Raw genomic sequence first — 24,588 nt, 5'->3', positions numbered from 1 at the left:
TCACGCGCGGCCCTTCGGCAGCGTGCTGATCCGCTTGACCTCGCGCGACTCGAGCCAGTTCGGCGTGCGTGCACAGTACAGCACCATCGGCAGCGCGTCCTCGCCCCAGAACAGCTGCTTGTTCATCCAGAAGGTCGGCACGCCGAACACGCCGAGCGCGATCGCGTCGTCGGTGTTGCGGCGCAACTGCGCGCTGGTCTCCTCGAATTCGATCAGCTCGTCGCCGTGGCTGACGCCGACGCGCTCGCACAGCGCCGCGAACCCGTTCGGCGTCGACGGATCGTTGCCGTCGTGCCAGATGAAGCGGAATATCTCGAGCACGGTCACGATGTCGGCGCGCAGCGCGATCGCGAGGCGCAGCACCTTGTCGGAGTCGAACGGGTGCGCGGGCGGCATCTTGAAGCGGATGCCGAGCTGTTCGGCGCGAAACAGCGCGTGACGGTACGTGAACACGCGCTTGGCCGGCACGTCCGAGCTCGAGCGCTGCCCCCAGTGGCGCTGCAGGTCGGGCAGCGACACGGCGACGGGTTCGAACGGCACGTCCGGCCACTTGTCGTGCTGTTCGAGCAGCAGGTAGGAGAACGGCGACACGAAGTCGAAGAACCAGGCTGGCTGGGTGGTGTCGAGGCCGGTGGTCATGGCGGATCTCCAGAGGGTGGGGCGTGCGCGCCTGGCGGCGGCCTTCATGTTGCGCGGTGGCGCGCGGATGCAGCAATGATCGCGGATCGGCCGCTCATGCGGAACCGGGAGTCGCCCGAGGGGGCGCGCCGGCCGGCGGCGACGAGTCGCCTGCGCGGGCGCCGGCGCCGGGCGTGCCGGCCGCCGTGTCGCGGTCGTGCGCGGTGAGCCGCTCGCGCACGAAACCGATGTGCTCGCGCAGCACGTAGAACTGCCCTGCATACGCGAGCGGCATCTTCATCCGGTTCACGGCTTCCTCGATGTCGTCGAGCTCGTCGAGCAAATGGACGCGTTCCTCGGCCGTATGTTCGCCGAGCGCGCGGCGCTCGAGCGCGATCAGCGCGCCGTACCAGCGGTAGATGCGCGAGCGCACGCGCCAGCCGTACAGCGACGGCACGAGCCGCAGCCCCGGAATCAGCACGACGATCAGCGGCACCACCACGACGAGCAGCCGGTCGACGAGGCTCGCGACCCAGAACGGCAGGCGCCGGTACAGGAAGGTCTTGCCCGACTTGTAATAGCGCGCGGCGTCGTCCGACAGCGGGAAGCCGCGCGTGACCGGCGACGGGAATTCGCCCGCATGCTGCAGGATCGTCGCGTGGCCGTGGACTTCGCGCGCGGCCTCGATCAGCAGGTCGGACAGCGCGGGATGCAGCGAGTCGCGCGCGACCAGCTCGATCGTCGGCGCGACCGTGTGGATGTCGGCGGGCGGCAGGTTGCGGCCGAGGTCGTAGACGCCCATCGGCAGCGTGATCGCGGTCAAGTACGGGAAGCGCCGCGCGTACGCTTCGGCCTGCGTGAACGAATACACGTGCACGCCGGGCGCGCGGAACAGCTTCGCCATCACCGGGATCTGCGTCGAGTCACCGGACAGGAACGCGGCGTCGATCTTGCCGTCGAGCAGTTCGGTCGCGGCGTCTTCGCCGGAGGTCGGCAGCAGCTCGGTCGACCCGCCGGGCACGATGCCGTTCATCTTCAGCAGCGCGAGGCTCAGCTCGCGTGCGCCGCTGCCTTCCGCGCCGAGTGCGAGCCGCTTGCCCTTGAAATCGGACAGGCGCGCGACGATCGGGCCGCGGTACATGATCGCGAGCGGCACGTAGCCGATGCTGCCGAGCGACACCAGGTGTTCGTCGCGCTCCTTCGGGCCGATGCCGCTCTGCACGAAACCCACGTCGACCGGCGCGTTCGGGTTGGACAGCCGCGCGAGGTTCTGCGCGGACCCTTCGGACGACTCGACGTCGAGCGTGATGCCGTTCTTCGCGAGAATCGTCTTGTATTTCTGCGCGGCGTTCCAGTACGTGCTGCCGGGCGGCCCGGCCGAAATCACGAGAGTGGACGGCGGCGCAGGCTGGATCAGCTTGACCGCGAGCCAGACGGCCGCTGCCGCGAGCAGCACGGTGGGGCCGATCGACAGCGCGAGGTCGCGCCACGACACCGCGACGAAGCGGGCGAGGATGCGGCGCGGCGGGCGGGGTCGGGCAGGCTTCATGGAATCGGCGGATGACACGGGTGTGACGCATCGATGACGACCGTCACGGACGATGCACGTTCTCGCGGCGATGGTACCCGGTTTCGCCGCGGGTGCGCGAGCCGGGCGCCGCGGCGCGGCTGTGCGCCCACGCCGGCGGGCGCGCGCGCGTCAAAAGCTTTGCGCTTCGGCGGGCGCTGGATTACATTGTGCGACGCAGCCGCGCCCGATTCGCGCGCGACCCGGCACGCAATGAGACCGGGCGCGTCCGGCCGGCGGCTGTCCGGCCCGGCCGGCCCGCACTCGCGCGCGCCGGTCGCCGGCCCGTGTCGCCTCTCTCGCATCGCCGTGGAAAACATCGGCCGTCCCGCCCGTTTGCGCGCGGGCCGGCTGCCTTTGGGGGTTTGCGGCCGTACTGTGCACGGCCGTTCCGGAGTTACAAGGAGATAGCATGAAGTCGATCGTGTTGAGAGCGTTGGGTGTTGCGGCCGTGGCGGCCTGTTTGACGGGCAGCGTATACGCGCAGTCGAGCGATGCGGCGGGCACCGAAGCGCCGGCCGCGGCGACGAGCTCGTCGAAGGCGGCAGCCAAGACCGCGAAGAAGGCGAACCGCAGGCTCGGCTATGCGGTGCGCAAGGCCATTACGAAGGCTGGCGGCGTCGACGTGTCGAGCCTCGTCGTGCGCTCGAAGGGCGGCGCGATCACGCTGGAGGGCACGGTGCCCGACCAGGCCCAGATCGACAAGGCGGAACAGGCGGCGAAGGGCGTGAGCGGCGTGACGTCGGTCTCGAACAAGCTGACGGTCCAGCAGCAGTGATGGCGGGCGGCGGCGCGCGAGCACCGCTCGCGCCCGCTTTCAGGCGGGCCCCGGTGTGCCGGGGCCCGTTTGCGCTTCAGACGCGTCAGACCTGTCGCTTCGCGCCAGACTTCCCGAGGGGTACCCTGCAGCGGACGTTCTTCGGGGCATGAAACCCGGTCGGCCCGGCGTTTGCTTCAAAGGCCACGGGCCGCGCACGACACGGCGGCGGTCTGACGATATCAATATCGGGAGGGGGCAATGACGACGCACGGGTGGGGTAGTCGGATTCTTCTCGGCGCGGCGCTGGCCGCGGCAACGATGCTCGGCGCCTGCAACGGCGACGAGTCGGGTGAACACAACCGGCTGCCCGGCTTCGTGTCCGGCAGCGTGCGCACGACCGCCTATGACGGCACGAGCGACGACCTGCTGACGGCCGGCCTCGGCAAGACGGGCCTCGCCGCCGCCACCGCACCGGCATTCGCGGATCCGTCGCGGCCGACGAGCGCCGAGCTGCGCCGCGTCGCGATCTGGTCGAACTACCGCGCGCTCGTCGACATGAGCGCCAACGGCGGCTACGGCCGCTTCTGGGGGCCGAACGTCGACCTCGACGGCAACGACACGCTCGGCGAAGGCAAGATTCCCGGCACCGAATATCTCGCGTACGCCGACGACGGCAGCGGCCGCAAGAACGTCACGCTGCTCGTGCAGGTGCCCGCGAACTTCGATCCCGCGCAGCCGTGCATCGTCACGGCGACGTCGTCGGGTTCGCGCGGCGTATACGGCGCGATTTCGGCGGCCGGCGAATGGGGGCTCAAGCGCGGTTGCGCCGTGGCGTACAACGACAAGGGCGGCGGCAACGGCGCGCACGAGCTCGGCACCGACACGATCACGCTGATCGACGGCACGCTCGCCAACGCGGTGCTGGCCGGCAATGCCAGCCTCTTCAGCGCCAACGTGACGAGCGGCGACCTCGCCACGTACAACAGCCGCTTCCCGAACCGCTACGCGTTCAAGCACGCGCATTCGCAGCAAAATCCCGAGCAGGACTGGGGCCGCGCGACGCTGCAGGCGGTCGAATTCGCGTACTGGGCGCTCAACCAACAGTTCGGGCCGCTGCTCGACAGCTCGCATCACGGCGTGCGCTACCGCCCCGGCGACATCACGACGATCGCCGCATCGGTCAGCAACGGCGGCGGCGCCGCGCTCGCGGCGGCCGAACAGGACACGCGCCGCTGGATCACGGCGGTCGTGGTCGGCGAGCCGCAGATCAACGTGCGGATGGCCGCCAACGCGGTCGTGCGCGAGGGCGGCCAGCCGGTGCCCTCGTTCGGCCGGCCGCTGGCCGACTACGCGACGCTCGCGAACCTGCTGCAGCCGTGCGCGGCCGCGTCGGCGTCGCTCGCCGGCGAGCCGTACCTGAGCGGGTTGCCGCTCACCACCACGCAGTCGATCCGCACGCAGCGTTGCGCGACGCTCGCCACCGCGGGGCTCGTGTCGGGCGCCGATACGCAGAGCCAGGCCGCCGATGCGCTCGCGCAACTGCACGCGGCCGGCTATCTCGCCGATTCCGACCTGCTGCACGCGTCGATGTGGGATTCGCAGGCCATTCCGGCGATCGCGGTCACCTATGCGAACGCGTACACGCGCTCGCGCGTGACCGACAACCTGTGCAATTTCAGCTTCGCGACGACCAATGCGGCGACGGGCGCGGTCACGGCGCCCGCCGCGTCGCCGATGCCGGCCGTGTTCGGCCTCGGCAACGGCGTGCCGCCGACGGCCGGCATCAATCTCGTGTTCAACACCGGCGCGGGCATCGACCACCGGCTCGCGACGCCCGACGCGAGCTTCGCGGGCGCGCTGTGCCTGCGTCAGCTGTGGACCAACGGGATGCTCGACATGCCGGCAAACGTCGACGCGGTGCGCGTGAACGCGAACCTGCAGGGCAAGCCCGCGATCATCGTGCAGGGCCGCAGCGACGCGCTCGTGCCGGTGAACCATGCGTCGCGCGCGTACGTCGCGCAAAACAGCATCAGCGAAGGCGGCCGCAGCCAGCTCGTGTTCTACGAGGTGACGAACGGCCAGCACTTCGACGTGTTCCTGCCGGTGGCGGGCTTCGACACGCGCTTCGTGCCGGTCCACTACTACAACCTGCAGGCGCTGAACCTGATGTGGCGGCACCTGAAGAACGGCGCGCCGCTGCCGCCGTCGCAGGTGATCCGCACGGTGCCGCGCGGCGGCACGCCGGGCGCCGCACCCGCGCTGACGAGCGCGAACCTGCCGCCGATCTCGAGCGCGCCCGGCGCGAACGCGATCACCGCCGGCGCCGGCGCGATCGACGTGCCGCTCTGACGGTTCCAGCGCGCCGCCATTCCGAAACGTCGCGTACACGCAGGACAATCCGGACCCGTCGAAGCCGCGTCCGGTCACGTTCTTCTACAACGGCGGCCCCGGTTCGTCGTCGGTCTACCTGCTGCTCGGCTCGTACGGGCCGAAACGCCTGCAGTCGTCGTTCCCGAACTTCACGCCGCCGGCGCCGTACAAGCTGCTCGACAACCCGGACAGCCTGCTCGACCGCACCGACCTCGTGTTCATCAACCCGGTCGGCACCGGCTACTCGGCGGCGATCGCGCCGGCGAAGAACAAGGATTTCTGGGGCACCGACCAGGACGCGCGCTCGATCGACCGCTTCATCCAGCGCTACCTGACCAAGTACTCGCGCTGGAATTCTCCGAAGTTCCTGTACGGCGAGTCGTACGGCACCGCGCGCAGCGCGGTCGTGTCGTGGGTGCTGCACGAGGACGGCATCGACCTGAACGGGATCACGCTGCAGTCGTCGATCCTCGACTACGCGAACGCGCTGTCCGCACTCGCTCACGCGTCCCGACGCTGCGGGTCGTGTGCGTTGATGGCGTTGCTGTCGTTCCTCAAGATGCCCCTGGGAATCATGGAATCCCGGGGGCATTTTTTGTGTCCGAGGGGGCGTCGCCCGGGAAGTCGCAGGTGACGGCGTGCTTAATCCTCAAAACAGGGATCAAAAGCCCTCTATTGAGGATTATGCGGAAAATCCTCATAATGGGGATAATCATCCCCAATCTAAGGATTTGTGTGGGCGTCGCCGACTTTCTTCTCACACCCGGCATGCAACGTGTGCTGGGCGCCACGCTGCTGCAACCCGACCGCTGCTTCACGCTGCAGGAATTGCTGCGTCTGGCAGACAGCGGGCGCGGCAGCGCTCAAAAGCAGGTAGACCGGCTGATCGAGGCCGGTGTGTTGAAGGAAGATGCCCGCCGAGGCCGACAACGGAGCATCCGCGCAAATATGGAATTCGTGCTCTACCCGGAATTGGTGGAGATCGCGCGAAAGTCGTTTGCTGTCGCGGAGCCGTTGAAGGAAGCCTTGTTGCCTTTTGCCGAGCATATTTCCACGGCCTTCGTGTTTGGCTCGGTCGCCAAGGGTACCGACAGTACCCGCAGCGACATCGACCTGATCGTCATCGGCGACGTCCAGCTTCTCGATCTATCCGAAGCCTTGCACGCCGTAGAGCATGATCTGCAGCGTCCCATCAACTGCTCGTTGTACGAACCTGCCGAATGGGCCGCGCTGGTAGACAGCGATCCTGTCATCGCGCAGATCGCCCAGGGCCCCACTTTGAGGATTCTGTGATGCCGCGTCCGACCGAATATGAAAACCTCATCAAGACGAGAGCCTTTGATGCGGTTGCGCCGACACCCGGGGCAATCGCAGGCTTCCTGCGCAATGCGGAAGACTACAAGGCCACTGCCGACGAACTGGATCCTGCCCGGCATTTGCAGGTATTTACCTTGGCCTAGGAAGGCTACTTCCAGGTCGTACAGGCCGTTCTGGAGTTCTACGAGGTGGGACCAAAGATGCGGGCCGTAACCTGGCCATCCAGCGCGTTTCCACCTCGTTGGGCGTGAGCGCTGCGGAATTCGCCTTCATCACGAGGGCACACGAGCGACGCAACGGCACGTCGTACGTTTCGCCGTTTCCGCCGGTGTCGAAAGCAGAGGCCGCCACCATGCTGGGCATCCTCGCGAAGTACCTGCCTGTTGCACGTGCGCTGACCGGTATGTCGTGAAACCCGCTTGGTCATCCGTCAAGCCGGGCGACAGATCGCGGGTGCTTGCACCGCGACGGCGTTGTTCGTCAGGAGCGAGAGACCCGCTGCTTACGCCAGCACGAGCCGCACGCCGACCGCGACCAAGGTCGCCGCGAGCAGGTTGCGCAGCAGCCGCTCGGGCGCGCGCGCCGACAGCAGGCTGCCGAGCACGATGCCGGGCAGCGAGCCGAGCAGCAGCGACAGCAGCATCGACCAGTCGACCGAGCCGAGCAGCCAGTGGCCCATGCCCGCGACCAGCGTGAGCGGCACCGCGTGCGCGATGTCGGAGCCGACGATGCGGGTCGTCGCGAGCAGCGGATACAGCAGCAGCAGCACGGTCACACCGATCGCGCCGGCGCCGACCGACGTCATCGACACGAGCACGCCGAGCACGGCGCCCGTCAGCACGGTCGACCACAGCGTGCGCGCGGGGCTCGGCGCGAGCGGGTTGCGCGCGGCGAATGCCGTGAGCTGCGGCCGGAAGATCAGCGCGAGCGACGTGAGCAGCAGCGCCACGCCGAGCACGAGCTGGATCATCCGCGCGGTGCTCGGCGTGTTCATCCCGTGCGTGTGCAGCCACCACAGCGTGAGGGCCGCGGCCGGCACGCTGCCCGCCGCGAGCCGGCCGGTGATGCGCCAGTCGATCGACCCCTTCAGCCCGTGGACGAGCGTGCCGGTGGCCTTGGTCGCGGCCGCGTACAGCAGGTCGGTGCCGACCGCCGTCGCCGGGTGGACGCCGAACAGCAGCACGAGGATCGGCGTCATCAGCGAACCGCCGCCGACGCCCGTCAGGCCGACGAGAATGCCGACGAACAGGCCGGACAGGGAGTACAGCAGATCGATATGGGGAAGCGACATCGGAAGCAGGCGGTTATGCGGCGTTCGGCGGCGGCGCGCGGCTGCGGCGCGCGCGTCAAAGTCTGCCATTGTCGCAAAAGTGGCGCTTCGGTGTACGACTACGTTAAAAATCGGCCGGAGAGGCGCGCCGGGCGGGCGGTTCGTCCGGCGTGAAACGGTCGTTTGAACGTGTGTCGGGCGGCAACGGCGGCGCGCGTGTGGCCGGCGGCCTACCGGGCGGCGGGGTAGGGATGCGCGGGAAGCCGGAAGCGGGAAACAGGAAGCGGGAAGCGGGAAACAGGAAGCAGGAAGCAGGAAGCAGGAAGCGGAAAGCGGAAAGCGGAAAGCCGAACGGGCCGGAGCGCAACGGTGCGTGCCCCGGCCGGCCGTCAGTGCGTCGTGCGGCCGACGCCGGCGACCGCATCCCGGCGACGAATGCGCAGCGCGAGGCCGAGCAGCCCGGCGGCGGCCGCGAACGCCGCGCCGACCGCGAACGCGGTGTGGTAGCCGCCGTTCAGCGCGTCGAGCGGCGCGGCATGCGCGGCAGTCAGCGCGTCGCTGCGCGCGGCCGCGAGGCTTGCGAGCACGGCGAGGCCGAGCGCGCCGCCCATCATGAACGCGGTGTTGACGATTCCCGACGCGAGCCCGGAATCGGCCGGATCGACGTCGCTCATCGCGGCGAGCAGCACCGGATTGAACGCGACGCCCGCGCCGATGCCGAGCAGCGTCATGCCGGGCAGCACGTGCCAGACGAAGCCGCCGTCCGCCGGCGCGCGCGAGAACAGCGCGAGGCCGCACGCCGCGATCAGCAGGCCGGCGGCAATCGGGCCGCGGATGCCGAAGCGCATCACGATCCGCGCGGACAGCCCGAGCGAGAACGCCGCCATGATCAGGTTCGCGGGCAGGAACGCGAGTCCGACCTGCAGCGGCTCGTAGCCGAGCACGCGCTGCATGTAGAGCGCGGACAGGAAGAACCACGCGAACATCGCGGCCGCCCACAGCACGCCGATCACGTTCGCGAGCGCGACGTTGCGCGCGGCGAACAGCGTGAGCGGCATCAGCGGATGCGCGACGCGCGCCTCGATCGCGATGAACAGCGCGAGCAGCACGACGGCGGCGCCGATCAGCACGATGGTCTGCGTCGACAGCCAGCCGGCCTCGTTGCCGCCGACGATTCCGTAGACCGCGAGCATCAGCGACGCGGTCACGGTGATCGCGCCCGCGACGTCGAGCCGCGCGGCGTCGGTAGGCGCACGCATGCGCGGCAGCAGCGCGACGCACATCGCATAGACCGCGATGCCGATCGGCAGGTTGACGAGGAAGATCCAGTGCCACGACAGCGTGCTCGTCAGGAGGCCGCCGAGCAGCACGCCGATGCTGCCGCCGCCCGCGCACACGAAGCCGTAGACGCCCATCGCGCGCGCCCGCTCGCCGGGCTCGGTGAACAGATTCATGATCAGCGACAGCGACACGGCCGACACGATCGCGCCGCCGAAGCCCTGCACCGCACGTGCCGCGATCAGCATCGTCTGCGACTGCGCGAGGCCGCAGGCGAGCGACGCAACGGTGAACACGACGAGGCCCGCGAGGAACATGCGCCGCTGGCCGTACAGGTCGCCGAGCCGGCCGCCGAGCAGCAGGCAGCCGCCGAACGTCAGCAGGTACGCGTTGACGACCCACACGAGGGCCGTCTCGGTGAAATGGAGATCGGTGCTGATCGACGGCAACGCGACGTTCACGATCGTGCTGTCGAGCACGATCATCAGCACGCCGAGGCAGAGGACGATCAGCGCGTACCAGCGCTTCTCGCCGTGAATCCCGTGGGTCATGGGCTGCAGCCTTCTCTCTGATAGTTATTTGAAAGGCTGCATTGTAGACGCCATTCGCGCGCGCTTCCTGCCGGTTTGTGGCAGCAGCCACGCGTAGTGGCGGGCGCGCTTCGCACGGCGGCGTGGCGCGCGCGGGGCGGCAGGCGCAGGACGCGGGATGTTATCCGCGCGGCGGCAGTTCGCAGCCGTCCGGGCCGCAGGCGCCCGCGTCGTTTCCGGCGAGCTCGACGATGCCGCCGTCGCGCCATGCCTGGTCGAGCGCCTGCGCGAACACGTCGGCCGGTTGCGCGCCCGACACCGCGTAGCGGCCGCCGAACACGAACAGCGGCACGCCGCGGCCGCCGATCTGCTCGGCGCGCGCGATATCGGCCTCGACTTCGTCGCGGTACGCGTCGCTACCCAGCACTGTTTCGGCAGAGGAGCGCTCCAGCCCGGCTTCGACCGCGAAATCGAGCAGTGCCGCGTGATCGAACAGCGAACCGTGTTCGCAGAAATACGCGCGATAGAGCCGCTCGGTCAGCGCGTGCGCACGGCCCGTCGCTTCCGCGAGCTTCACGAGCCGGTGAGCGTCGAGCGTGTCGCCGGCGAGCGTGCCGGGCAGGTCGTAGTCCAGCCCGACGCTCGCGGCCGCGTCGGTCACCTGGCGCAGCATCTGGTCGACCTGCGCGGACGCCATCCGGTACTTGCCCGCGAGCATCGCCTCGACCGGTTCGACCGGATGGCCCGGCATCAGCCGGTACGCGCGCAGCACGACCTCGACGTGCGCGGCGTGCGCGAACGCGGCGAGCGCGTCGTCGAAGCGGCGCTTGCCGATCCAGCACCACGGGCAGATCAGGTCCGACCAGATTTCGACGGTCAGCGTCGGGCGGGCGGTCGGGGCGGCGGTGGTCGGCATCGGAACTCCGGGCAGCAGAAAAAATGTAACCGAGACTATATCATTTCCCGGCTTCGATGCTGCGGGGCGGTTCGGCCACGCAGGGCGGCGCGGCCGCCGCATTGCCCGGCACAACCCGCGCGAACGCGCGAGCAAGCGGTCTCCGGCACGCGCCGGTGCGATGCGCGGCTTGCCGGCTTACGCGTCGTCCTGTGTTTCCTTCAGATGCTTCAGGTGCTTGTAGACGGTCGCGCGCCCCATCCCGAGCACGTTCGCGACATAGTTCGCGGCGCTCTTGCCGCGGAACGCGCCTTCCGCGTGCAGCGCCTCGACGAGCTCGCGCCGGTGCTCGCGCGTGAGCCCGTTCAGCCCGACCTGACGCTCGCGCAGCCAGCCGTGCAGGAACGTGTTGATGCGCTCCTGCCAGTCGTCGCGGAACAGCTCGTCGGGCTGCGCGACGACGCCCGCGCCCTTGATGAACACGTCGAGCGTCGTGCGGACGTCGTCGAACACCGCGATGTTGAAGTTGATGCACATCATCCCGGCCGGGTGGCCTTCGTCGTCGAACAGCACGTTGCTCACGCAGCGCATGCGCCGGCCGTCCCAGTTCAGCTTCTCGTACGGGCCGATCACGCGCTCGCGCGCCGAATGATCGATTTCCTCGAGCGCCGAGTCGTCGCCGACCTCGCGCTTCGACAGGTTGTTCGCGAGATACAGCACGGTCTGGTCGTGCAGGTCGTGGATCACGACTTCCGCGTACGGGAAGAACAGCGCCGCGATGCCGTCGGCGATCGGTGCGTAGCGGGTGAGCAGCAGGTCTTTGACGGGGGATTGCTTCTTGCGCATCGGAATCGCCATCTCGGGTAAGCGGGGGCCGGGCGGTGCGTCGGCGCGGCGCGCCGGCGTGCCGTTGGCCGGCATGTCCGTGCGCGCACGCGCCGCCGCCGCGGCGGTTGCGCCATTGTATCGGCCCCGCGTGCGCGTGACGCTCATGCGCGCGTCAGATGCGTGTACAGCGCGTGCGCGATCGCGATGTCCTCGAGTCCGAGGCCGATCGAGCGGAAGAACGCGTGACGCGTGCGCGACGGCGCCGCGCAACCTCCGGTGACGAGCGCGGGCAGGTCGCCGACGATCCGCTCGGGCGACCAGCCGTGCTCGGCCACCGCGATCTGCATCTCGCCCGCGCTGGCGGGCGTCGTCAGCCGGTAGTCGCAGTACACGTCCATGTCGGGCAGCCATGCGGGCGGGATTTCGTGTGCGCGCGCGACGTTCGTGCTGATCGACGTGACGAGCGCCGGACGCGTGACCATGCCGTCGGCGAGCACCGGCGTGCCCGACGACGTGCAGAGCATGACGACGTCCGCGTCGCGCACGCACGCTTCGACGCTCGCGGCCGGCCGCGCGCGCGGATCGATCCGCGCGAGCGTCGCCTGCAGCGCGGCGTCGCCGGCGAGCGCTGGCGAATGGACGCTGATCGACGTCCAGTCGCGCAATCCCGCGGTGTGGCGCAGATGCGCGAGGCCGACCGCGCCCGTGCCGATCACGGCGAGCCGGCGCGCATCGCGCGGCGCGAGGCAGTCGACCGCGAGCGCGGTCGTGCCGGCCGTGCGCTCGATGGTCAGCAGCCCTGCGTCGCACCACATCAGCGGCTGGCCGGTACGCATCGACATCAGCGCGGTCCATGCGGTCACGATCGGTTTGCCGCCGGTCACGACGTACGGCGACAGCTTCGCGCCGAACACCTGTTCGTCGGCAAGCGCGCCGAGGTAGGTGATGAAGTCGCCGGCCTGTTCGGGGAACAGCGTGAGGGTTTGCGGCGGCTGCACCGCACGGGCCGACGCGAGCGACGCGAACATGCGGCGCAGCGTGCCGAGCACGTCGAGCGACGGCAGCGCTGCGCGCACCGCGGCTTCGTCGACGGTCAGCGGCAGGGTCGGGGCGGGTTGCGTCATGGAGCTTCTCCGGGTCGGGAGCCGGACAACAGAGTCTCGAAAGAGGACGTCCGGCGGTGTTCGTGATGGATTAAAAGTCTAATATAGACAAAAGAAGTCGGGTGAACTTTTATTTTTCGGACCGGATGACGTCGGCATTTTTGAGAAAAACATCGAGGAATCAAAGGTTTTCCGTGTGAGCTGTGCGGTTTCGACATACAACACCCGGGGCGGGATTATCGTATCCCCTATAGTCTATAGTAGACTTTCAGTCTATATTTCATCTGCAGACCAGCGTGCGCCGCACGGCGCCATGCGACCGGTCTTCATCGCCTCAATCCAGAACCGAAGGACCTCCGTCATGAACTGGAAGCTTTCTCTTTGCGCCGTCGCGGCGCTTGCGTGCGCGGCCGTCACGGCCCACGCGGAACAGACCACGCTGCGCTTCGGGATCGAAGCCGCCTATCCGCCGTTCGAGAGCAAGACGCCGGCCGGCCAGCTGCAGGGTTTCGACGTCGATGTCGGCAACGCCGTGTGCGCGAAGCTGAACATGAAGTGCGTGTGGGTCGAGAACGCGTTCGACGGGCTGATCCCGGCGTTACAGGCACGCAAGTTCGACGCGATCAATTCGGCGATGAACATCACCGCGAAGCGCAAGCAGAGCATCGACTTCACGCCGGCGATCTACGTGGTGCCGATCGTGATGGTCGCGCGCCGCGGCTCGCCGCTGCGCCCGGATGCGGCGAGCCTGCGCGGCAAGCACGTCGGCGTGCTGCAGGGGTCGTCGCAGGAGGATTTCCTGAAGGCGCACTGGGCGAATGCGGGCGTGAACGTCGTGTCCTATCAGGATCAGGACCAGATCTATGCGGATCTCGTGGCCGGCCGTCTCGATGCGGCCGTGCAGGAGGCGCAGACCGCGCAGGACGGCTTCCTCGACAAGCCGGCCGGGCGCGATTACCAGATCGTCGGCGAGCCGCTGAAGGATCCCGCGACGCTCGGCGAAGGCACCGGCTTCGGGCTGCGCAAGGGCGACCGGGCGCTGCAGGCGAAGATCGTCGGCGCGCTCGATGCGCTGAAGAAGGACGGCACGCTCAGCGCGCTGTCGCAGAAGTACTTCAAGCGCGACATCGTCGCGAAATAAGCCTACCCGCGCGCCGGCAGCGTGGCCGGTGCGCGTCGCACCGAATCTCGACGCAGTACGGAAAAGCATGGATTTCGACGTCATCGTTCTGGGGGCCGGCATCGTCGGCGTGTCGTCGGCGCTGCATCTGCAGGATCGCGGGCTGCGCGTCGCGCTCGTCGACCGGCGCGCGCCCGGCGAGGAAACGAGCCACGGCAATGCGGGGCTGATCGAGCGCTCGTCGGTCGTGCCGTACGCGTTCCCGCGCCGGCTCGGTACGCTGCTGCGCTACGCGCGCAACCGCTCGGTCGACCTCTATTGGGACTACAAAGCACTGCCCGCGTATGCGGGGTGGCTCGCGCGCTTCTGGCGCGAATCGTCGCCGCAGCGGCTCGCGGCCGCCGCGCGCGACATGCTGCCGCTGGTCGCGGCGAGCGTCGTCGAGCACGATGCGTTGCTCGCGCGCACCGACGCGCAGCCGCTCGTGCACGACGGCGGGTGGATCGAGGCATTCCGTTCGCCCGCGCTGTTCGACGCGGAAGCGCGTGCGCAGCAGCGCGTGGCCGATGCGCACGGGTTGCGGATGAGCGTGCTCGACGCGCGTGCGCTGCGCGATCGCGAACCCGGTATCGGCGACGCATTCTGCGGCGCGTTCCACTGGCAGGATCCGAAGACCGTGTCGAGTCCCGGTGGGCTGACCAAAGCGTATGCGCGGCTGTTCGAGTGCGACGGCGGCACGTTCCTGCCCGGCGACGCGACGACGCTTGCGCAGGTGCGCGATGGCTGGCAGGTCGATACCGCGCACGGCCCGGTTTCGGCGAAATCGGTCGTGGTCGCGCTCGGGCCGTGGTCCGATCACGTGTTCGCGCCGCTCGGGTACCGGATTCCGCTGCGCGCGAAGCGCGGCTATCACATGCACTACCGGCCGACGCGCACGCCGCTGAACGTGCCGGTGTGCGATACCGAGGAGGGCTTCGTCGTCGCGCCGATGGAAGGCGGCCGCCTGCGGCTCACGACCGGCGTCGAGATCGCGGTGCGCGGCGCGCCGCCGACCGGCGTGCAGCTTGCGCGCGCGGAGCCGCTTGCGCGCGACGCATTCGGCATCGGCGAGCGGCTCGACCCGGCGCCGTGGCTCGGGATGCGGCCGTGCACGCCCGACATGCGGCCGGTGATCGGGCCTGCGCCGCGCCATCGTCATCTGTGGTTCGCGTTCGGCCATTGTCATCACGGGCTCACGCTCGGCCCTGCAACCGGGCGATTGCTCGCGGAAATGATGACGGGCGCGCCGACCTATATCGATCCGCATCCGTATCGTCCCGCGCGCTTCGGTTGAGCGAACGGAACGTGGCAGCCGCGCGTGCGGCTGCCGCGGTTGTTCGTTGAGTCGTCCCGACCGATCGTCGATTAGATTGACGCGCGAGCACCAATGCTCCGCGTAATCGGGCGGAAAGAAATCGCGGAATAAAAGGACTTAGAAATCGCGATTCATCAATGCAGTTTCATTGCGATGAAAAGCGGACCGGGAAGTCCGTCACGGCAATCCGGCATGTACCGGAACACGTTACCGCAGCCTCTCCAACGTTACGTTACATCGGCGCTCCGCACGCTTTTTCGTCGGACGATTCGGGCGCCCCGATGCGCCCGTTTCCCCGGAAATTCCTGAAAAAACCGTAATTGGCTAGCAATGAGCCAACGAATGAACCCGCTTTGTCTCGGTGGCACGCTTCATGCAGTCCGTCCCCATGCTTTGTCAACGAAGTGCCAACCGAGACGGGGTAACGATGCGGCAAAAACTCAAATTGACGGGGATGGCGTTGTCGGTCGCGGCGGCGTTCGGGGCGCTCGCTTCCGGGTCGGCCATGGCCGGGGCGCTCGCTGCGCTGCCGATTCCGCAAGTAGTCGTCAATCCGCCGACGACCAACGTATCCGTCGGGCTGGGCGCGGCGGCCACGTCGCCGGTCGGTTCGGTTGCCGTGGTGACGGGCGCATCGGGCCCGGCGCCGACGTCGGGCGGCAATCCCGGTCAGGCGCTGTCGGGTGCGGTGAGCGGGCTTGCGGGCGCGCTCGGCGGCGGTGGCGGCGGCGCGCTGGCGCCGCTTCAGGGCGCGGCGAATCAGGTAACCGGTGCGGTCCGCGGTGGCAACCCCGCTGGTGCAGTGAGTAATGCGCTTGGCACGGCAGCGGGTCCACTCGGCAACGCGGGCGGCGGGGCGAATCCGCCGGCGCCGCTTCAAGGCGCGGCGAATCAGGTGAGCGGTGCGCTCGGCGGTGGCAACCCGGCTGGCGCATTGACTAATGCGCTTGGCACGGCAGCGGGTGCACTCGGCAACGCCGGCGGCGGGGCGAATCCGTTGGCGCCGCTTCAAGACGCGGCGAATCAGGTAACCGGTGCGGTCGGCGGTGGCAACCCGGCTGGTGCATTGAGCGGCGCGCTGAGCAACGCCCTCGGCACGGAAACCGGCGCGCTCGGTAATACCGGCGGCGCGCCGAATCCGCTGGCGCGGCTTCAAGGTGTGGTGAATCAGGTCACCGGCCCGCTCGGCGACGGCAACCCGGCAAGCGGGCTCACCGTCGCATTGGGCAATCTCATCGGCAGCAACCCGAAAAATGCACTGACCGGCGTCCTGGGCACGGTCACCGGTGCGTTGGGCGCCGCCGGCAGCGTTACCCCGATCGCGCCGCTCCAGAGCGTCGTCGACCAGGTGACGGGCACGCTGGGCAGCGGCAACCCGGCCGGCACGCTCAGCAACGCGGTCAATACGATCGGCGGGACGCTCGGCAACGCCGGCGGCGCATCGAACCCCCTCGCGCCGGTGCAAGGCGCCGTCACGCAACTCGCCGGAACGCTGGGCAACGACAACCCGGCAGGCGCACTGACGGACGCGGCGAACGCGCTGACGGGCACGCTCGGCAACCTCGGCAGATCGGATCCGCTCGCGCCGGTACAGGGCGTCGTGAACCAGGTCGTCGGCGCGCTGTCCGGCGCCGGCGCCGGCAGCGGCAGCCCGATCACGCCGATCACGAACCTCGTCAGCGGCTTGCAGAACGCGCTGCCGACGGGCGGCAACGCGGCGGACGCGCTCACCGGTGCGCTCGGCTCGGTGCGCGGCGCGCTCGGCAACCTCGGCGGCTCGAACCCGCTCGCGCCGGTGCAGGGCGTCGTGAATCAGGTGGTCGGCACGCTTGGCGGCAGCAATCCCGCGGGCGCGCTGAGCAACGCGGTCAACTCGGTGACGGGCGCGCTCGGCAATCTTGGCAATCTCGGCGGCTCGAACGCGCTGGCGCCGGTGCAAGGCGTCGTGAACCAGGTCGTCGGTACGCTCTCGGGCGCCGGCGGCGGCAACCCGGCCGGCGCGCTGACCGGTGCGCTCGGTTCGGTGACGGGTGCGCTCGCGAACGGTCCGGCCGCGCTCGGGCAGGCGGCCGGCACGTTGCTGTCGACGGGCAGCAATGCGACGACGGCGATCGTCAACGCGGTCGGCACGACGCTGGGCACGGCGCTCGGTTCCGTGCCGGGCCTGTCGGGCGCATCGCACTCGGGCAGCGGCTCGGCGAACAGCCCGCTCGCACCGGTGTCGCCGCTGCTTCAGTCGGTGACGGGCGCACTGCCGAAGTAACTTCCCCGAGCGTGCGGCGGCGATGCATCGTCCGCCGCGCGAACCGGGCCACGCAACGCGGCATGACAGCACTGTCATGCCGCGTTTTCTTTGGATCTCCGATTGTCTTGTGCCGGATGACCGGCCGGTGCGCGCTCGGCGCCGGCCGTCGTGCGATGTCGTGGAATGTCCTGTCTCGCGGATTCCGTGCGCAGCGGGATAATGGACGCGACGAAGTCGAGCGTTCGATCCGGCGGTGCCGCGTTGTCAGGCCACGCCCAGGAGAGCGGGAATGATGACGATGCAGTGCGTGAGCGCGCAACGGGTAGCGGAGCCGCTGCGCAGCGTCGAACGGCAACCGGCCGACGAGGATCGGGCGTCGTGCGGCGGGTTGCGCAGCCGCGCAGCAGGCATCCGGATTGCGCACGAGAATTTCGTTGCACCGGCATCCGTATCGGTCGGACGCAAACCGGCCGGCGCGCCGCCCGGTGCCGGCATTGCGCCGCACGCCGCCACGGACGCGACACCGCGCGCCTTCCGCGTCACCGCGGCGGCGCGCGGCAGCTTCACCTACCGTTTCACGCAGTGGCCGCCGTGCTTCGGCGGCCATCGCGAGCGCGGCACCGAATGCGCGTTCGACGTCGAGGCGGCGTCATGATCGCTGCATTGCTGGCCGCGAGCCTGATAGGAGCGAGCATGACAGCCGACCCCGTGACCGTCGCGCAGGCGCACTTCGACCACGTCCAGTCGTACCGCGCGACGATTCGCGCGTCGGGACGAAGCGGCGAGCACACCGAGATTCACTACGCGTACCTGAAACCCGGCTTCGTCCGGATGGATTTCGTGTCGCCCCATCACGGCGCGGTGCTCGCCTACGATCCCGGCGAAGGGAAGGTCCGGCTACGTCCGTTCGGCGCGCACGCACTGCCTGCGCTGACGCTGTCGCCGTCCAATCCGCTCGTGCGCGATCGCAGCGGCCACCGTGTCGACCACTCGGACGTCGGTGCGCTGCTGCGCAACGTCCATGCGCTGCAGCAGGGCGGTGCGACGGTGACCCAGGGCGAGGAAACCGTCGGCGGCCGCACCGCGCTGCGCGTATCGGTGACGGGCGCACCCGCGCATGCGATCCACGGCGTGCATCGCTACGAGCTGTGGCTCGACACGGAGGACGGCTTCCCGCTGAAGATCGTCAGTTTCGCGGATGGCGACGGCGAGCCGCTCGAAACCGTGACGCTCGACGACGTCGAGATCGACGTCGCGTTTCCCGCAAGCTTTTTCGCGCCCTGAGTTTTGCGCGCTGATGTGCTGCTGCGCTGATGCGCTGATCGCGCTCCATGCGCGCACGACACGCCGGAGGCTGCATGGCGGAATACCGGTTTTCGACCACGTGGCGAGTGGATGCGCCGCTGGCGGTCGTCTGGGAAGCGATCTTCCAGGTCGACCGCTGGCCCGAATGGTGGAAGAGCGCCGTGCGTACCGTCGAGATCGAGCACGGCGACGCACGCGGCGTCGGCGCGCTGCAGCGCTATACGTGGAAGGGGGCGTTGCCGTACCGGCTGACCTTCGACATGCGCGTGCTGCGCATCGAGCCGCCGCATGTGCTCGAAGGCCGCGCGAGCGGCGCGATCGAAGGCGACGGATGCTGGTCGTTCGTCGCCGACGGCACGCGCACCGTCGTGCGCTACGACTGGCACATCCGTACCCGCGAGCGCTGGATGAACTGGCTGGAGCCGGTTGCACGCCCGCTGTTCATATGGAATCACGACGTCGTCATGCGTGAAGGCGCGAAAGGCCTCGCGCGCCGGCTCGGCGCCGAAGTCGAAACCGACGGTCGCATCTTCCGGCCGGCCGTGGGCGCGGACTGCGCCGACGTGTGAGCCCGGCGCGCCGGTCAGCCGCGTACGCCCTCACCGCACCGTCGACGACGAGCGCGACGCGCTCGCCGATGGCCGGCCGTCGGTCTCGACCGTGCTGCGCTCGGCGTGCTGGAAGCCGCACAGCACGCGCAGCAGCGTCGTCTTGCCGCTGCCGGACGGGCCGAGCAGCGCGAGCCGCGAACCGCGAGCCGCGCCGTACCGTGCGGTCGATGTCGTGCACGACGGTATGCGATCCGAACGATTTGGACACGCCGTCGATGCGTAGTTCGCTCATAAGGTAATGGGAGGGCTTACGGATGGGGCTTCGCGCGTGTTCGGCAGCGTGCTGAACCGTAAATATTCATGTAATGAAATTGAATGGTTCGGTGCGGGTCGATGTACCCGCGAGGAGTTGCGAAGGGCGGGCGGCGTGCTCGAGCGTGGGCGTTACGGTGGACGACATCGACGTCCGTGCAGGTTTTTTGATGCGATGTCGCCGAGCGCAGGAACTCCGTGCTTACCCGGTGTCAAAACGGGGCCGAACGATTTTTCGGGTGCGCCGCGCGCGTGGATCATGCCGGTGCCGGCTACTCATCATATTGTTTTAAAAGGCATTTTTGTTCGATTCGCGTGTTTTCCCGCCTGCTTCGTCACCCCGAAAATTCCTCCGACATCCCTTCTTGAATTTGTCAAAACCCGTCCATATAATTAGCACTCGCTGCACGAGAGTGCTAACAATTCTCTGCCGGGCGATAAGCCGGGCAGATTCCCTAAGCGTTCTTCAATCTCAGTCAAGAGAGGAGTGAATATGAACCTTCGTCCTTTGCACGATCGCGTGATCGTCAAGCGCCTGGATCAGGAAACCAAGACCGCCTCGGGCATCGTGATCCCCGACGCCGCTGCTGAAAAGCCGGACCAGGGCGAAGTCCTGGCCATCGGCCCGGGCAAGCGCGACGACAAGGGCGCCCCGATCGCGCTCGACGTGAAGGTCGGCGATCGCGTCCTGTTCGGCAAGTACGCAGGCCAGACCGTGAAGGTCGACGGCCAGGAACTGCTGGTCATGCGCGAAGAAGACATCATGGCCGTGGTCAACGCCAAGTAAGCGTCCTCCGACGGTACATATTCCCAAGAATTCAAGGAGTTAGAAGATGGCAGCTAAAGACGTCGTATTCGGCGATTCCGCCCGTTCGAAGATGGTCGAAGGCGTGAACATTCTCGCCAACGCAGTCAAGGTCACGCTGGGTCCGAAGGGCCGCAACGTCGTGCTCGAGCGCAGCTTCGGCGGCCCGACGGTCACCAAGGACGGTGTGTCGGTCGCGAAGGAAATCGAGCTGAAGGACAAGCTCCAGAACATGGGCGCGCAAATGGTCAAGGAAGTTGCTTCCAAGACCAGCGACAACGCAGGCGACGGCACGACGACGGCAACCGTCCTCGCGCAATCGATCGTTCGCGAAGGCATGAAGTACGTCGCATCGGGCATGAACCCGATGGACCTGAAGCGCGGCATCGACAAGGCAGTCGCAGCGGCTGTCGAAGAGCTGAAGAAGATCAGCAAGCCGTGCACGACCAACAAGGAAATCGCACAGGTCGGCTCGATCTCGGCGAACAGCGATTCGTCGATCGGCGATCGCATCGCTGAAGCGATGGACAAGGTCGGCAAGGAAGGCGTGATCACCGTCGAAGACGGCAAGTCGCTGGCCGACGAGCTCGACGTCGTCGAAGGCATGCAGTTCGACCGCGGCTACCTGTCGCCGTACTTCATCAACAACCCGGACAAGCAAGTTGCCGTCCTCGACAACCCGTTCGTGCTGCTGCACGACAAGAAGGTGTCGAACATCCGTGACCTGCTGCCGGTGCTCGAGCAAGTCGCGAAGGCTGGCCGTCCGCTGCTGATCATCGCAGAAGACGTCGAAGGCGAAGCGCTCGCAACGCTGGTCGTCAACAACATCCGCGGCATCCTGAAGACCGTCGCGGTCAAGGCGCCGGGCTTCGGCGATCGCCGCAAGGCCATGCTGGAAGACATCGCGATCCTGACCGGCGGTCAAGTCGTCGCGGAAGAAACCGGCCTGACGCTCGAGAAGGCAACGCTGGCAGAACTGGGCCAGGCGAAGCGCATCGAAGTGGGCAAGGAAAACACGACGATCATCGACGGCGCAGGCGAAGCCGCGAACATCGAAGCGCGCGTCAAGCAAGTTCGCACGCAAATCGAAGAAGCGACGTCGGACTACGACCGTGAAAAGCTGCAAGAGCGCGTGGCCAAGCTGGCCGGCGGCGTGGCAGTGATCAAGGTCGGTGCTGCGACCGAAGTCGAAATGAAGGAAAAGAAGGCACGTGTCGAAGACGCACTGCACGCAACGCGCGCAGCTGTGGAAGAAGGCATCGTGGCAGGTGGCGGCGTTGCGCTGATCCGCGCTCGCACCGCGATCGCAGGCCTGACCGGCGCGAACGCCGACCAGAACGCCGGCATCAAGATCGTGCTGCGCGCGATGGAAGAGCCGCTGCGCCAGATCGTCACGAACGGCGGCGAAGAAGCCAGCGTCGTGGTGGCGGCGGTTGCTGCAGGCACGGGCAACTACGGCTACAACGCAGCAACGGGCGAGTACGTCGACATGGTTGAAGCCGGCGTCGTCGACCCGACCAAGGTCACGCGCACCGCACTGCAGAACGCAGCTTCGGTTGCTGGCCTGCTGCTGACGACGGACGCAGCTGTCGCAGAACTGCCGAAGGAAGACGCACCGATGCCTGGCGGCATGCCGGGCGGCATGGGCGGCATGGGCATGGACATGTAATCGACTTCGGTCGACGGTGTCCGGAGCGCGCAGCGATGCGCGTTCCAGCCAAAAGAAAAGACCCGCAGCGATGCGGGTCTTTTTGTTTGTCGCGCGGGATGCGCTGCGCGCGTGAAAGAAGGGGCGGCCGTGCCGCCCCGCTGCGATAATGTGCTGCGCTCGACGGCGCGGCGGCATGCGGCCGCCGTGCGCGCGTCAGTGCCGGTGCGACGTCCTCGGTACCGGGTCGGCCTTCACGGCCGGCGGCGTGTCCGCATCGTCGTTGCTGCGCGCCCAGAAGAACCGGTCGGGCAGGTAGGCGCCCATGCCGGGCCGGAACCCGTCGCGCACGGCCTGATACAGATACTCCTGCGCTTCGCGCACCGCTTCGGGCGGCTCCTGGCCGTTCGCGAGCAGCGCGGCGATCGCCGCGCCCAGCGTGTCAGTGATGCCCATCAGCCGGTGCGGCGAGCGGTCCCACATGTCTTCGCGCAGCTGACCTTCCTCGCCGTACAGCGTGTTGACGAGCCGGTGCGAGCCCGTTTCCGACGACAGGATGTACTCGCAACCCTGCGACAGCAGGTGCGACACCGCCGCGTCGAGGTTCGGCGCTTCGGCGTCGCCGTCCGGCTGCGCGAGCGCGATCAGCGTCGCGTGGTCGGCGACCAGCAGCGTCGTCTGCGGTGCGAGCAGGTCGGCGATCGATTCGCGCAGGTCGTCGGCGGCGAGCACGTGCTCGTCGTCGAGCGTGAAGTCCGGCGCGAGCACGAGCGGCACGCCGTCGTAATCGGCGACCACTTCCGCGATCGCGCTCACGACTTCCGCGCGCGTCGCCGCGCCGATCTTGAACGCGGCGACCGGCATGTCTTCGAGCAGCATGCGCGCCTGGGCGGCGACGACATCGGGATCGAGGCCGGTCACTTCTTCGCAGGCAGCCGAGTCGCGCACGGTATAGCCCGTCAGGACGGACACGCCGTGGCAGCCCATGCTCGCCAGGGTCATCAGATCGGCTTGGAGGCCGGAGCCGCCGGTGGGATCGGACAAGCCGAAGGTGAGGACGATCGGAGGGGCGTTGCTGGACATGTAGAAATGGGGCAAGAAAAAAACGGGGAAGCGACGGAGGTGCGGACGGCGGCGCGAAATCGGCCATTTCGGGCCTGTGTTGCCCGGCAGGCCGCACTTTGCAGCCATTATGCGGCGGATTCCCGCCCGCACAACGGATTTTTTAGCGCGGCGCAACGTAGTCGCCGTACTCCAGCGCGATTGCTAGGCAGTCCGGCCCCGACACGGTACCATCATGGCTCCCGAATTTACCGACTTTCCCGACGCGGCTTAAGATGGAATACAAGAGCTGGATGTGCCTGATTTGTGGCTGGATTTACGACGAAGAAGCGGGGCTCCCCGAAGAGGGCATCGCCCCCGGCACGCGCTGGGAAGACGTCCCGATCAACTGGACGTGTCCGGAGTGCGGCGCTCGCAAGGAAGACTTCGAGATGGTCCAGATCTGACGGGCCCCGGCCCAACGCACACCGCTGCGGCCTCGCGGTTGCCCGGCGCTTGCGCGCCGCGGCCGGCGCGAGCGACTTGACGATGACAGGCGCGCGTGTCCATGACGGCCGACCCGGCGAACGTCCCTCCTCCTGATGCACTGCCCAACCCTCGCGGCGGGGCGGTGCGCGCGGCCGACGTGTCACTCGCGGCGGCCGCCGACGCATTTGCGCGTCGCGACGACGCGGTAGCGCCGCTCGCGGCCGCAGCAGCGGTGCTCGCGGAGGCCGGCTGGCTGCCGGCCGCCCGTTTCGCGGGTCAGTTGTCGGCCGCCGCGCCGCTGGTCGCCACCGAACCGACGTCTGCCGCCTGGCGCGTCGCGCTCGACGATTTCCGCGCGGCCGTCGCGCGTCACAATCTGCGCGAGCTGGCCTGCTCGCCGGTACTCTTCGAACATTTCCGTGCGTTGCGTGCGCAAAGCGCGGTGGATCTGCACGCCAGCGTGCCGCTCGACGCGCTCGCGCTCGTCGGGCGCGCGGTGCCGCCGGCCACGCTGCGCGCGTTGCCCGATACCTTCGCGAGCCGCGCCCGCGCCCGCTACGAACAGGCGCTGCTCGCCGTGCTGCGCGCGCCGCAGAGCACGCCGGACGCGGCGCTCGACGAACTCGATGCGACCCTGGCCGCACTGGCCGATGCTGTGCCGTACGACTTCTGGCGGCTGGCCGGCGCGTGCCTGCGCGCACTGCGCGCCAGCGGCGCGCCCGAGCTGAAACGCTTTCTCGCACGGACCAACCTGCTGCTCGGCGAGCACGCGCAGGGCCGGCGCAGTGCGCCGCCCGAGTTCGTGCGCGAGACCGTCGCGCTGTTGTGGCGCGATTTAGCGTTATTCGGCGCGGCGGCCGAGGATGCCGCGCTCGTCGACGTGCTGCACGACTACGGGCTCACGGTGGACTGGCACGTGGCCGGCACGCCGGTATCCGAGGCGTTGTGGGAAGCCGGTGCCGCGCGCGCCGAGCATGACGCGGTTGCGGCGGCGCCGACCCGCACGCTCGGCGTCGTGACCGTCAACGCGCATGCCTATGAGGATTTCCTGCAGACGGCCGACGCATCGATGGCCGATCTCACCGCCGCGCCGGCCGGGGCCGACGCGGGCGCCGCGTGGCGCGCGTCGGCCGCCGCCTATCGGGTCGGCACGGCCGCGTGCGCGCTCGGCCTCGGCCACGC

At 68.4% G+C, this 24,588-nt stretch carries 22 protein-coding genes and 2 pseudogenes; 15 read left to right on the top strand and 9 right to left on the bottom strand.

The annotated features are described in order from the left end of the window. Both O1Q03_RS18660 and O1Q03_RS18655 read right to left on the bottom strand, forming a co-directional pair. Positions 1-639 (bottom strand): 2-hydroxychromene-2-carboxylate isomerase, encoded by a 639-nt coding sequence (locus tag O1Q03_RS18660; RefSeq protein ID WP_269505287.1) that lies wholly within the window; start codon positions 637-639, stop codon positions 1-3. A 94-nt stretch (positions 640-733) separates the two neighbouring features. Further along, positions 734-2,167, bottom strand: coding sequence for a TAXI family TRAP transporter solute-binding subunit (locus tag O1Q03_RS18655; protein ID WP_269505285.1), 1,434 nt, complete (start codon positions 2,165-2,167; stop codon positions 734-736). Between the two features lie 430 nt (positions 2,168-2,597). On the opposite strand from O1Q03_RS18655, the gene O1Q03_RS18650 reads away from it, so the two are divergent. The 5 genes and pseudogenes from O1Q03_RS18650 to O1Q03_RS18630 all read left to right on the top strand — a co-directional run bounded on the left by O1Q03_RS18650 (position 2,598) and on the right by O1Q03_RS18630 (position 6,775). Then, the gene (locus tag O1Q03_RS18650; protein ID WP_269505284.1) at positions 2,598-2,963 is read left to right on the top strand and encodes a BON domain-containing protein; all 366 of its coding nucleotides are present in this window, start codon (positions 2,598-2,600) and stop codon (positions 2,961-2,963) included. A 240-nt stretch (positions 2,964-3,203) separates the two neighbouring features. Further along, entirely contained in the window at positions 3,204-5,294 is a 2,091-nt protein-coding gene (locus tag O1Q03_RS18645; protein ID WP_269505283.1) for a D-(-)-3-hydroxybutyrate oligomer hydrolase, read from the top strand. 28 nt (positions 5,295-5,322) lie between these two features. After that, positions 5,323-5,814: pseudogene (locus O1Q03_RS18640) on the top strand (S10 family serine carboxypeptidase-like protein); the annotation flags it as partial. Positions 5,815-6,050: 236 nt separating this feature from the next. Beyond that, positions 6,051-6,608, top strand: a complete 558-nt coding sequence (locus O1Q03_RS18635; RefSeq protein ID WP_269505282.1) for a nucleotidyltransferase domain-containing protein — start codon at positions 6,051-6,053, stop codon at positions 6,606-6,608. Further along, positions 6,608-6,775 (top strand): hypothetical protein, encoded by a 168-nt coding sequence (locus tag O1Q03_RS18630; protein WP_269505281.1) that lies wholly within the window; start codon positions 6,608-6,610, stop codon positions 6,773-6,775. Before O1Q03_RS18635 ends, O1Q03_RS18630 begins: the two co-directional genes overlap by 1 nt. Before the next feature lie 359 nt (positions 6,776-7,134). Here the strand turns inward: O1Q03_RS18630 and O1Q03_RS18625 are convergent, their stop codons facing one another. The 5 genes from O1Q03_RS18625 to O1Q03_RS18605 all read right to left on the bottom strand — a co-directional run bounded on the left by O1Q03_RS18625 (position 7,135) and on the right by O1Q03_RS18605 (position 12,557). Further along, positions 7,135-7,923 carry a sulfite exporter TauE/SafE family protein gene (locus O1Q03_RS18625; protein WP_269505280.1) on the bottom strand — a complete coding sequence of 263 codons (789 nt, stop codon included), beginning with the start codon at positions 7,921-7,923 and terminating at the stop codon, positions 7,135-7,137. A gap of 368 nt (positions 7,924-8,291) precedes the next feature. Beyond that, complete coding sequence (locus O1Q03_RS18620) at positions 8,292-9,731, bottom strand: DHA2 family efflux MFS transporter permease subunit (RefSeq protein ID WP_269505279.1); 1,440 nt, start codon at positions 9,729-9,731, stop codon at positions 8,292-8,294. Between the two features lie 160 nt (positions 9,732-9,891). Beyond that, positions 9,892-10,626: a DsbA family oxidoreductase gene (locus tag O1Q03_RS18615; protein WP_269505278.1), complete on the bottom strand. Its 735-nt coding sequence runs from the start codon at positions 10,624-10,626 to the stop codon at positions 9,892-9,894. Positions 10,627-10,803: 177 nt separating this feature from the next. Further along, the gene (locus tag O1Q03_RS18610) at positions 10,804-11,598 is read right to left on the bottom strand and encodes a helix-turn-helix transcriptional regulator (protein WP_269505277.1); all 795 of its coding nucleotides are present in this window, start codon (positions 11,596-11,598) and stop codon (positions 10,804-10,806) included. Further along, the gene (locus tag O1Q03_RS18605) at positions 11,595-12,557 is read right to left on the bottom strand and encodes an ornithine cyclodeaminase family protein (protein WP_269505276.1); all 963 of its coding nucleotides are present in this window, start codon (positions 12,555-12,557) and stop codon (positions 11,595-11,597) included. The genes O1Q03_RS18610 and O1Q03_RS18605 overlap by 4 nt, the downstream gene beginning before the upstream one ends. 340 nt (positions 12,558-12,897) lie before the next feature. Between O1Q03_RS18605 and O1Q03_RS18600 the strand changes: the two genes are divergently transcribed. From O1Q03_RS18600 to O1Q03_RS18575, 6 genes are all read left to right on the top strand, one after another. Further along, entirely contained in the window at positions 12,898-13,677 is a 780-nt protein-coding gene (locus O1Q03_RS18600) for an ABC transporter substrate-binding protein (protein WP_269505275.1), read from the top strand. A 67-nt stretch (positions 13,678-13,744) separates the two neighbouring features. Further along, the gene (locus O1Q03_RS18595; protein ID WP_269505274.1) at positions 13,745-14,989 is read left to right on the top strand and encodes an NAD(P)/FAD-dependent oxidoreductase; all 1,245 of its coding nucleotides are present in this window, start codon (positions 13,745-13,747) and stop codon (positions 14,987-14,989) included. A 448-nt stretch (positions 14,990-15,437) separates the two neighbouring features. Then, on the top strand, positions 15,438-17,273 hold the full coding sequence (locus tag O1Q03_RS18590; protein ID WP_269505273.1) for a beta strand repeat-containing protein: 1,836 nt from the start codon (positions 15,438-15,440) through the stop codon (positions 17,271-17,273). Between the two features lie 271 nt (positions 17,274-17,544). Then, positions 17,545-17,910 carry a hypothetical protein gene (locus O1Q03_RS18585; protein ID WP_269505272.1) on the top strand — a complete coding sequence of 122 codons (366 nt, stop codon included), beginning with the start codon at positions 17,545-17,547 and terminating at the stop codon, positions 17,908-17,910. After that, positions 17,907-18,539, top strand: coding sequence for a LolA family protein (locus O1Q03_RS18580; RefSeq protein WP_269505271.1), 633 nt, complete (start codon positions 17,907-17,909; stop codon positions 18,537-18,539). The genes O1Q03_RS18585 and O1Q03_RS18580 overlap by 4 nt, the downstream gene beginning before the upstream one ends. Before the next feature lie 74 nt (positions 18,540-18,613). Next, positions 18,614-19,129, top strand: coding sequence for an SRPBCC family protein (locus tag O1Q03_RS18575; protein WP_269505270.1), 516 nt, complete (start codon positions 18,614-18,616; stop codon positions 19,127-19,129). 72 nt (positions 19,130-19,201) lie between these two features. On the opposite strand, the pseudogene O1Q03_RS18570 reads toward O1Q03_RS18575, so the two are convergent. Next, a pseudogene (locus O1Q03_RS18570) lies at positions 19,202-19,403 on the bottom strand (ATP-binding cassette domain-containing protein); the annotation flags it as partial. Positions 19,404-19,916: 513 nt separating this feature from the next. Here O1Q03_RS18570 and groES point away from each other — a divergent pair. Together groES and groL are read left to right on the top strand one after the other, a co-directional pair. Next, positions 19,917-20,210: a co-chaperone GroES gene (gene groES / locus O1Q03_RS18565; protein WP_004186661.1), complete on the top strand. Its 294-nt coding sequence runs from the start codon at positions 19,917-19,919 to the stop codon at positions 20,208-20,210. A 46-nt stretch (positions 20,211-20,256) separates the two neighbouring features. Continuing rightward, on the top strand, positions 20,257-21,897 hold the full coding sequence (gene groL / locus O1Q03_RS18560; protein ID WP_269505268.1) for a chaperonin GroEL: 1,641 nt from the start codon (positions 20,257-20,259) through the stop codon (positions 21,895-21,897). 195 nt (positions 21,898-22,092) lie between these two features. Here groL and O1Q03_RS18555 read toward each other — a convergent pair whose 3' ends face one another. After that, positions 22,093-22,959, bottom strand: coding sequence for a hydroxymethylpyrimidine/phosphomethylpyrimidine kinase (locus O1Q03_RS18555; RefSeq protein WP_269505267.1), 867 nt, complete (start codon positions 22,957-22,959; stop codon positions 22,093-22,095). Between the two features lie 254 nt (positions 22,960-23,213). On the opposite strand from O1Q03_RS18555, the gene O1Q03_RS18550 reads away from it, so the two are divergent. Both O1Q03_RS18550 and O1Q03_RS18545 read left to right on the top strand, forming a co-directional pair. Further along, positions 23,214-23,384 (top strand): rubredoxin, encoded by a 171-nt coding sequence (locus O1Q03_RS18550; RefSeq protein WP_004186709.1) that lies wholly within the window; start codon positions 23,214-23,216, stop codon positions 23,382-23,384. 101 nt (positions 23,385-23,485) lie between these two features. Continuing rightward, the coding region (locus O1Q03_RS18545) for a hypothetical protein (RefSeq protein ID WP_269505266.1) at positions 23,486-24,588 on the top strand (1,103 nt) is incomplete at its 3' end.

The organism is Burkholderia sp. IMCC1007, from assembly GCF_027257875.1.
GTDB lineage: Bacteria > Pseudomonadota > Gammaproteobacteria > Burkholderiales > Burkholderiaceae > Burkholderia.
This window is presented reverse-complemented; position numbering and strand designations above follow the sequence as displayed.